This window comes from Devosia sp. (assembly GCF_028290645.1).
Taxonomy (GTDB): Bacteria; Pseudomonadota; Alphaproteobacteria; order Rhizobiales; family Devosiaceae; genus Devosia_A.
The window spans coordinates 1-9,043 of the sequence record NZ_JAQGJL010000299.1; the positions used below are offsets into that span (position 1 = coordinate 1).

The window sequence follows — 9,043 nt, forward strand, 5'->3', positions numbered from 1 at the left end:
TGTTCTTTTTCGATGAAGCGCATCTGCTGTTCGATGACGCGCCCAAGGCGCTGGTCGACAAGGTGGAGCAGGTGGTCAAGCTGGTGCGTTCGAAGGGCGTCGGTGTGTACTTCGTGACGCAGAACCCGATCGACATTCCCGATGCGGTGCTGGCGCAGCTTTCCAACCGTGTGCAGCACGCCCTGCGCGCCTATACGCCCAAGGAACAGAAGGCGGTGCGGCTGGCGGCCGAGTCGTTCCGCGCCAATCCGGATTTCTCGACCGAGGAGGTGATCACGCAGCTGGGGACCGGCGAGGCGCTGGTCTCGGTGCTGGAGGACAAGGGCATCCCCTCGATCGTCGGGCGCACGCTGATCCGGCCGCCTTCGGGGCAGGTCGGGCCGATCCTTCCCGAGGAGCGGCGCGCGCTGATCGCCAACTCGCCGGTGGCCGGCGTCTACGACACGGCGGTCGACCGCGATTCGGCGTTCGAGGTGCTGACGAGGAAGACCCGGGAGCGGCAGGACGCCGAGGCGGCGACGCGGCAGGCAGAACTCGACGCCAAGGCGCGGGCCGCAGAGGAGAAGGCGGAGCGGGCAGGGCAGCCGCGGCGCTCGACGCGGCAGACGCCGGTGGAAGCAGCGGTCACCTCGTTCAGCCGAACCATGGCCTCGGGCCTAGGCCGGGCGCTGCTGCGCGGCATCCTCGGCGGGCTCACCCGTGGCCGCTAGCGTGGCGCAGAACCATCCGGTGCTGGCGGTTTTCGCGTCGGACAAGGGGCCGGGCGACGCCGAGCGGAGTTCGATCATGTCGCAGGCGGGGACGCTCCTGGCGCGGCATGGGGCAAAGCTCATCTGCCTTGCGGAGGAGACACTGGATGCCATTCCGCTGATCACCAGCGCCCGGGCGGCGGGCGGCGAGGTGCTGATCGTCGCCGATGCGGCGTTCCTCGCGCCACCGGCGCTGGCCGAGGTGCCGGTCGAGCGGATCGACGATCCCGAGGCGCGGGTGCGGCGGGTTGGGGAACTGGCGCAGGGCTTCGTCGGGTTGCCGGGCTCGCTGGTCTCGGCAGCGGCGCTCTATCGCACCTGGGTGCGGGCAGGGGCCGGCGCCGGCGGCAAGCCGGTGGTGCTGCTCAACCGCAACCGGGCCTTCGAGGCGATGCGCGGCATGGCGACGGATATCCTGAGCCACTCGGTGAGCCATTCCGACCGGCTCGTGGTGTTCACGGATAATGTCGAGGATCTGTGGAACAGGGTGGCGTGGGCGCTGAATGTGACGGGGTAGGTTTGGGGATTATTGCAGACGCGGTGCGTGCTGACCCCCACCCCTGTCCCCTCCCCGCAAGGGGGAGGGTGACCCTCCGAATCTACTTCGCTGCCGCAGGCTCAAAGTAGGCGGCTCCATCGTCTGCGATTCTCCGCACACTGGGATGACATCGCGGTGGTGGGGAGTATGGAGGCTATCCGCTCAGTGGGTCGGCAGTGGCCGTTCGCGGGTCCAGAGTGGGATGACGTTGCTGTATTGGGAGAAATCCGGGCGCTTGGGTGCGGCCGCGCGGGCGAAGCGCGGGGCGAGGGCTGCGGCGCGGCGGGCGAGGCGCGACTGGACGCGCTCCAGCAGGTATTTCGGCGACATCGGCTTGACGATGACTTCGTCGATGCCCGAGGCGATGCAGAGGTTCTTGGTCTCGGGCGAGACGGCACTGGCCAGCGCGATCACCTGGTAGTCGTGGTGGGGGATCGAGAGGTCGGCCCTGAGGTCGCGGGTGACGCGATCGGCACGGGCGCTGGTGCTGTCGAAATCGGTGACGACGACGTCGACCGGCGCGAGGCGCATGTAGGTGACGAGCGCCAGTTCGGAGTCGAACGGGCGGACGCGGAAGCTCGGCACCGAGGCGAGCACCATGCTGAGGATCGAGCTCAGCGCCGGATTGGCGACGAGTACGGCGATGGTGCGGACTGGTTCGGCCAAGGTTTCTTCCCCCGAGCGCTTTTGGGCGCAATGGTTAATCAATCGTTACCATTGCGCGTCGGGGTGGGGAAGCGGGGGGAGGGGGCTGGGCTGAGGATTATTTGGGGGTGTCGGGGAGCGTGACCGCGCGACCGGTGCGAGCCGACCCCCACCCCTGTCCCCTCCCCTAAGAATGGGGAGGGAGACGCTCACACTGAGGTCGGTGTTTTGGTCCCCCTCCCCCTACTTCAGGGGGAGGGGACAGGGGTGGGGGTCCGCAGCCACCGGCGGCGCGATTGGCGCAAAAGCAAAGGGCCCGCCGGAGCGGGCCCTGGACTTGGTGTCGCTGAAGCCTAGCGGGCTTCTTCGAACAGGAACTCTACGTGTTCCCAGTTCACCAGGTTGTCGAACCAGGCCTCGAGGTATTTCGGGCGGGCGTTGCGGTAGTCGATGTAATAGGAGTGCTCCCAGACGTCGACGCCGAGCAGCGGCTTGGCGTTGCCGTGGACCAGCGGGCTCTCGCCGTTGGCGGTCTTGGTGACCTGGAGCTTGCCGTCCTTGAGGCTGAGCCAGGCCCAGCCGGAGCCGAACTGCGTCGTGCCGGCGGCGATGAAATCGGTGCGGAACTTGTCGAAGCCGCCGAGATCGGAATCGATTGCCTTTAGCAGGGAGGCCGGGACCCTGGCGGCGCCGCCGCCGCCATTGGGCTTCATCCAGTTCCAGAAATGCACGTGGTTGTAGTGCTGGCCGAGATTGTTGAAGAGGCCCGGGTCCTTGCCGAACACTTCCTTCACCGCATCTTCGAGCTCCAGCACTTCAAGCCCTTTGCCCTCGGCCAGCTTGTTGGCGTTGGTGACATAGGCCTGATGGTGCTTGTCGTGGTGGAACTCGAGCGTTTCCTTGCTCATGTACGGGCCGAGCGCGTCATAAGCGTAAGGCAGGGGGGGAAGTTCGTATGCCATTCTGGAAGCCTCCTTGGGGAAAGTCTTTAGGAATATTGGCCGCTGGGCTGGCACCGATATAGGCCCTTTGGCATTGCTCGCCAATTCCCGCTTTGGGTGGATTATGCCAATCCTGCGCAAGACAGGGCAAAGGCGTAGCTCAGGGCGGTCTCCTTGAGCTGGTCGAAGCGGCCCGAGGCGCCGGCATGGCCCGCATCCATGTGGGTCTTGAGGTAGAGCGGCGCGTCGCCGAGCCGGGTAGCGCGGAGCTTCGCCACCCACTTTGCCGGCTCCCAGTAGGTGACGCGCGGATCGGTGAGTCCGGCCAGCGCGAAGATCGGCGGATACTCGATGGCTGCGACCTGCTCGTAGGGGGCGTATGACGCGATGCGGTCATAGGCCTCGCGGTCCGTGATCGGGTTGCCCCATTCGGGCCATTCGGGCGGCGTGAGCGGCAGGGTTTCGTCGAGCATGGTGTTGAGCACGTCGACGAACGGGACTTCCGCGATGACGCCGGCCCAGAGGTCGGGGCGCATGTTGGCGATGGCGCCCATCAGCAGGCCACCGGCGGAACCACCCTCGGCGACGATGCGCTGCTTCGATGTGTAGCCGAGCTCGATCAGCGTTTCGGCGGCGGCGATGAAATCGGTAAAGGTGTTGGTCTTCTTCTCGCGCCGGCCGTTCTTGTACCAGGCATAGCCCTTGTCCATGCCGCCGCGGACATGGGCGGTGGCGTGAACGAAGCCGCGATCGACCAGCGAGAGTCTCGACACCGAAAAGCCGGCGGGGAGCGCCATGCCGTAGGCGCCGTAGCCGTAGAGCAGCGCCGGCGCACTGCCGTCGAACTTCAGGCCCTTGCGGTAGAGGAGCGTGACCGGCACGCGCTCGCCGTCCTTGGCGGTGGCGAAGATGCGCTTGGTCTCGTAATCGGCCGGGTTGTGGCCGGAGGGGACCTCCTGCTCCTTGAGCAGGGTGCGCTCGCGGGTGACGAGATCGAGGTCGTAGGTGCGCGACGGCGTGGTGGGCGAGGAATAGGTGAAGCGGATGGTCGTGGTGTCGAACTCGTAGCCGGCCGACATGCCCAGCGCATAGGCCTCTTCGTCGAACTTCACCGTCCACTCTTCGCCGGATTCGAGATTGCGCACCACGATGCGCGGCAGGCCCTCGAAGCGCTCGAGGCGGATGAGGTGGTGCTGGAGGAGGATGATGTCGAGGATGAGGACGCCGGGGGTATGGGGGACGAGGTCGACCCAGTTCTCGGCAGCCGGGTTGTTGGCCGCGACGGTGACGATCTTGAAGTCCTCGGCGCCGTCGGCGTTGGTGAGGATGTAGAACACCCCGTCGCGGTCCTCGACGTCGTACTCGCGATCGGTGAGGCGTGGGGAGACGAGGCGAGGCGCGCCGCCGGTGCGGGTGTCGATCAGCCAGAACTCGGAGGTCTGGTGGTCGTGCGCGTCGATGACGATGTAGTTGCGGCTGAGCGTCTCGTCGACGCCGACGAAGAAGCCCGGATCTTTCTCCTCGAAGACGATCTCGTCATCGGCCTGCGGCGTGCCGAGCACATGGCGGCGGACGCGGAACGGGCGGTGGTTGTCGTCGTATTCGGAATAGTAGATGGCGCTGGAATCGGCCGACCAGACGCCGCCGCCGGCGATATCCTCGATCACCTCGCCGGTGTCCCGGCCGGTGGCGATGTCGCGGATGTGGAGCGTGTAGTATTCGCTGCCCTGCCGGTCGGCGCTCCAGGCGAGGAGGCGATGCGAGGGGTCGTGGTCGCCGCCGCCAAAGCCGAAATAGCCGTCTCCGGCCTCGAGATTGCAATCGAGGAGGATCTGCTCCTCGCCGCCGTCGCGCGGGGTGCGAACGAGGATCGGGTACTGCTTTCCCTCTTCCATGCGCGAGTTGTAGGCCCACGGGCCATCGGCCGAGGGGATGCCGGACTCGTCCTCTTTGATGCGGCCCTTGATCTCCTGGAAGATCGTTTCGCGCAGCTCCGCGTGCGGCGTCTCGAAGGCTTCGTCGAAATAGGCGTTCTCGGCGTCGAGATAGGCCTTGATGTCGGCCGGAAGCGTCTCGGGCTCCTGCATCACCTGCTGCCAGTTATCGGCGCGCAGCCAGTGATAGGGGTCCTGTCGCGTGATGCCGTGGAAAGTGGCGGCGTGCTGGCGGCGTTCGGCGACGGGGGGAGTGGGCATGGGGGAGGATACTCGGGGAGCGGGTGTTCGCGACGTAGGCGCGGCGGGGAGGCTTGTAAAGGGCGGGGCGATAGACGGGTCTGGTGGCTGTGGACCCCCACCCCTGTCCCCTCCCCCTACTGGGGAGGGAGACGAAAACGCGGCCGTCATTGCCAAGGTCTCCCTCCCCGTTCTTAGGGGGAGGGGACAGGGGTGGCGGTCGGCTCGCGCCGGCTGTGGCGAGAGCTATGCCTTCGGCTCGAAGTTGAGGCTCGTGCCGTTCATACAGTAGCGCTGGCCGGTGGGGTTGGGGCCGTCGGGGAAGACGTGGCCGAGGTGGGCGCCGCAATTGGCGCAGTGGGCTTCGACGCGGACCATGCCGTGGCTCTTGTCGATGGTCTCGCCGACGGCGCCGTCGAGCGGCTTGAAGAAGCTGGGCCAGCCGGAGCCGGATTCGTATTTGGTCTCGGCGGTGAACAGCTCCGCGCCGCAGGCGGCGCAGTGGTAGATGCCGTCGCGCTTTTCGGTGTTGTAGAGGTGCGACCAGGGCCGCTCTGTGCCGTGCTCGCGCGCGACGCGATAGAGCTCGGGGGTGAGCGTGGCGCGCCACTCTTCGTCGGACTTCTGAACCTTGAAGGTCTCGCTCATTCGGGAATCTCCGTTTCGGTGCAAGATATGGCAATTCGCATGCCGGATCGCAAATCCTCGAGGGCTCACAAAGCTGTGGTGCAACCGGCCGGGCCGACCGGTTTGCCTTGCCGGGGCGGGGTGACGGGCTAAGCTGGCTTGAGCGAATCCCACGAGGGAGCGGACCCGGTTGGAGGCCACACCGGACATAGCGATTGCGCTTGTCGTGCTGCTGCCCTTCGTCGCGGCGGCACTCGCACCGCTTGTCCATCGGTTGATCGGCGACTTTGCCGGCTGGGTGGTGGCGCTGGCGCCGCCGGCCGGGTTCGTGGCGCTGTGGGGGCTGATTGGCCGGGTGTCCGAAGGCGAGGCGATAGCGGTTGCCTGGCCGTGGGCGCCGTCCCTGGGGCTCGAACTGAGCTTTCTCGTCGACGGGCTGAGCCTCACCTTTGCGCTGGCCATCGCCGGGATCGGGGCGCTGATCCTGCTCTATTCCGGGGCCTACCTGAAGGGGCACAGGCAGGGGCGGTTCCTGGGGTTCATGCTCGCGTTCATGGGGGCGATGCAGGGGCTGGTGCTGGCCGATAATCTGGTGGCGCTGTACCTGTTCTGGGAGCTGACCTCAATCGCGTCGTTCCTACTGATCGGCTTCGATCACACGCGGCAGGCGGCGCGGCGGGCGGCGATCCAGGCGCTGGTGGTGACGGGAGTCGGCGGGCTGGCGCTGCTGGCGGCGGGCGTTGTGATCCACAACCTCTCGGGCGCCTGGGAATTGAGCGTTGCGGGCGATCTCAAGGGCAGCGTCGCCTATCCGCTGCTGGTCGGGCTGACGCTGCTAGCGGCTTTCACAAAGTCGGCGCAGCTGCCGTTCCATTTCTGGCTGCCCAACGCCATGGAGGCGCCGACGCCGGTGTCGGCGTACCTGCACTCGGCGACGATGGTGCAGGGCGGGGTGTACCTCGTGGCGCGGATGACGCCGCATCTCGGCGGCGAGCCGATCTGGAACACGACGCTGATGGTGTTCGGCGGCGCGACGCTGCTCTGGGGGGCGGTCGCGGCGCTCCGGCAGACCGACATGAAGCTGATGCTGGCGCAGACGACGGTGGCCTCCCTCGGGCTGCTGATGCTGTTGCTGGGGGCAGGGACCGAGCTCGCGGTGACGGCGGCGGTGCTCTATTTCATTTCGCACGCGCTCTACAAGGCGGGGCTGTTCCTCGTCGCGGGCGCCATCGACCATGGCACCGGGACGCGCGACATCATGGCGCTCGGGGGCTTGCGCGATCCGATGACGGTGACCTTCATCGGCACGATCATGGCGAGCGCGGCAATGTTCGGGGTGCCGCCGCTGCTGGCGTTCTTCGCCAAGGAGGAAATGTACGCCGCGCTGACGCTGGGGCAGTTCCAGTCGCTGCTGGCGCTCCTGGCGCTGGTGATCGGCAACGCGCTGCTGGGCGCCATCGGGCTTGTGCTGCTGGTCAAGCCGTTCATGGGACCGCTGCTGCCGACGCCGATCGCGGCGCATGAAGCGCCGGTGGCGATGCTGGTGGGGCCGATCGTGCTCGGGGCGCTGGGGATTTTCCTCGGCTTCGTTACGACGCTGACCGGCGAACTGTCGGTGGCGCCGGCGACGGCGGCGATCCTCGGGGTCGGCGTCGAGACGCATCTGAGGCTGGGGATCGACTTCCTGGGGTTGCCGTTCTGGCTGTCGGTGGTGACCTGGGCGCTGGCGATCGGGCTCTACATGCGGCTCGACGTGGCACGGACATTCCTGCGGCGGGTCGCGTCGGGGACCGGCTGGAGCTTCGACAGGGGGTTCGACTGGGTCTATTTCGGCATCGTCAGGTTCGGAGCGGGGGTGACGCGGCTGCTGCATCATGGGCGGCTCGAGTTTTACCTGCTGGTGGTGTTCGTGGCGCTGGCGGTGGCGGCGATCGAGCCGCTGTGGCTGATGGGCGGGTTGCCCGGAGGCCCGGGGGCGGTTGACCTCAGGTTCTACGAATGGGGCGTGGTGCTGCTGGCGGTGGTGGGCGTGGCGACGGTGGTCTATGCGCGGAGCCGGCTGTTCGCGATCCTCGCGCTCGGGGTGCAGGGGGTGGCGGTGGCGATGCTCTACCTGCTGTTCGGCGCGCCGGACCTGAGCTTTACCCAGTTCATGGTCGAGATCCTGTCGGTGGTGATCCTGGCGCTGGTGATGACGCGGCTCGATCTGGTGACCGCCGACCCGCGGCCGCTGGAGGACTGGGCGCGCGATGGGGCGGTGGCATTGTTTGGCGGCATCGCGGTCACCGGGCTGCTGTGGGCGGTGATCGAGGGGCCGTTCGACCCGCGGCTTGCGGCCTTCTTTGATGCCAACAGCGTGTTGGCGGCGCATGGGCACAATGTCGTCAACGTCATCCTCGTCGACTTCCGCGGGCTGGATACGCTGGGCGAGATCTCGGTGGTGATGACGGCGGGGATCGCCATCCTGGCGCTGATCCGGGGGGCGCGGCGGCCGAAGCCGGCGGTGGCGAAACCGGTGCCCGAGGTGACCACGGAGCCCAAGCCGAGGCCGCGCCGGACGCGGAAGGTGGCGGCATGAACACGCTGATCTTCCGCACCATCGCGCCGCTGCTCACTGCCGTGATGCTGGTGTTTTCGGTGTTCGTGCTGCTGCGCGGGCACAACGAGCCGGGCGGCGGTTTCATCGGCGGGCTGATCGCGGCGTCGGCGATGGCGATCTACGGCATGGCGGTGGGACCCGGGGCGGCGCGGACGGCGCTGAAGGCGCATCCGCTGGTGCTCGCCGGGTTCGGCGTGTCGCTGGCGGCGCTGGCCGGGGTGCTGTCGCTGGCCTTCGACGTGCCGTTCCTCACCGGACTTTGGACCATCTTCAGGTTCGGCGAGGGGGAAGTGGCGATCTCCACGCCGATGGTGTTCGACATCGGGGTGTATTTCGCCGTCTTGGGCACGGTTTCGGCGGTGGCGCTGGCGCTCGAGGATGAGGAAGGGGAGGTCTGATGGATCATGTCATCGCCGCTCTCTCGGGCGTGTTCCTCACCGCGGCGATCTATCTCCTCTTGTCGCGCTCGCTGATCCGCATGCTGCTGGGGCTGGTGCTGCTGGGCAATGCCGTGAACCTCTTGATCCTCGTTGCCGGACGGCTGACGCGGATCGTGCCGCCGATCGCGCCGGGCGCTGCAGCGGCGCCGCTGCCAGGCGCCGCCAACCCGCTGCCGCAGGCGCTGATCCTCACTGCCATCGTCATCGGCTTTGCCATGTTCGCGTTCCTCCTGGTCCTCGCCTATCGCGCCTACCAGTCGCTCGATGCCGACGACACCGACCACATGCGCGTCGCCGAGCCGCGCGGTGGGCCCAGACCGCCGATGAGCT

9 protein-coding genes are annotated in these 9,043 nt (G+C 67.3%); 5 read left to right on the forward strand and 4 right to left on the reverse strand.

Going from position 1 to position 9,043, the window contains the following annotated elements:
• Both JWQ89_RS16035 and JWQ89_RS16040 read left to right on the forward strand, forming a co-directional pair.
• Positions 1–710 (forward strand): helicase HerA-like domain-containing protein (locus tag JWQ89_RS16035; RefSeq protein ID WP_299642573.1); only part of this gene is annotated, 710 nt, incomplete at its 5' end.
• Positions 700–1,266, forward strand: coding sequence for a hypothetical protein (locus JWQ89_RS16040; protein ID WP_299642575.1), 567 nt, complete (start codon positions 700–702; stop codon positions 1,264–1,266). The genes JWQ89_RS16035 and JWQ89_RS16040, both read left to right, overlap by 11 nt.
• Positions 1,267–1,449: 183 nt before the next feature.
• Here the strand turns inward: JWQ89_RS16040 and JWQ89_RS16045 are convergent, their stop codons facing one another.
• The 4 genes from JWQ89_RS16045 to msrB form a co-directional block, all read right to left on the reverse strand.
• Positions 1,450–1,953 (reverse strand): hypothetical protein, encoded by a 504-nt coding sequence (locus tag JWQ89_RS16045; protein ID WP_299642577.1) that lies wholly within the window; start codon positions 1,951–1,953, stop codon positions 1,450–1,452.
• A 332-nt stretch (positions 1,954–2,285) separates the two neighbouring features.
• Complete coding sequence (locus tag JWQ89_RS16050) at positions 2,286–2,894, reverse strand: superoxide dismutase (RefSeq protein WP_299642579.1); 609 nt, start codon at positions 2,892–2,894, stop codon at positions 2,286–2,288.
• A gap of 101 nt (positions 2,895–2,995) precedes the next feature.
• Positions 2,996–5,068 (reverse strand): S9 family peptidase, encoded by a 2,073-nt coding sequence (locus JWQ89_RS16055; protein WP_299642581.1) that lies wholly within the window; start codon positions 5,066–5,068, stop codon positions 2,996–2,998.
• Between the two features lie 225 nt (positions 5,069–5,293).
• Positions 5,294–5,695, reverse strand: coding sequence for a peptide-methionine (R)-S-oxide reductase MsrB (msrB, locus tag JWQ89_RS16060; protein WP_299642583.1), 402 nt, complete (start codon positions 5,693–5,695; stop codon positions 5,294–5,296).
• A gap of 169 nt (positions 5,696–5,864) precedes the next feature.
• Between msrB and mbhE the strand changes: the two genes are divergently transcribed.
• From mbhE to JWQ89_RS16075, 3 genes are all read left to right on the forward strand, one after another.
• Positions 5,865–8,252 carry a hydrogen gas-evolving membrane-bound hydrogenase subunit E gene (gene mbhE / locus JWQ89_RS16065; protein WP_299642585.1) on the forward strand — a complete coding sequence of 796 codons (2,388 nt, stop codon included), beginning with the start codon at positions 5,865–5,867 and terminating at the stop codon, positions 8,250–8,252.
• A complete protein-coding gene (locus tag JWQ89_RS16070; RefSeq protein WP_299642587.1) occupies positions 8,249–8,671 on the forward strand; it encodes an MnhB domain-containing protein in 423 nt (140 codons plus the stop codon). The genes mbhE and JWQ89_RS16070 overlap by 4 nt, the downstream gene beginning before the upstream one ends.
• Positions 8,671–9,043 (forward strand): Na+/H+ antiporter subunit C (locus JWQ89_RS16075; protein ID WP_299642588.1); only part of this gene is annotated, 373 nt, incomplete at its 3' end. The genes JWQ89_RS16070 and JWQ89_RS16075, both read left to right, overlap by 1 nt.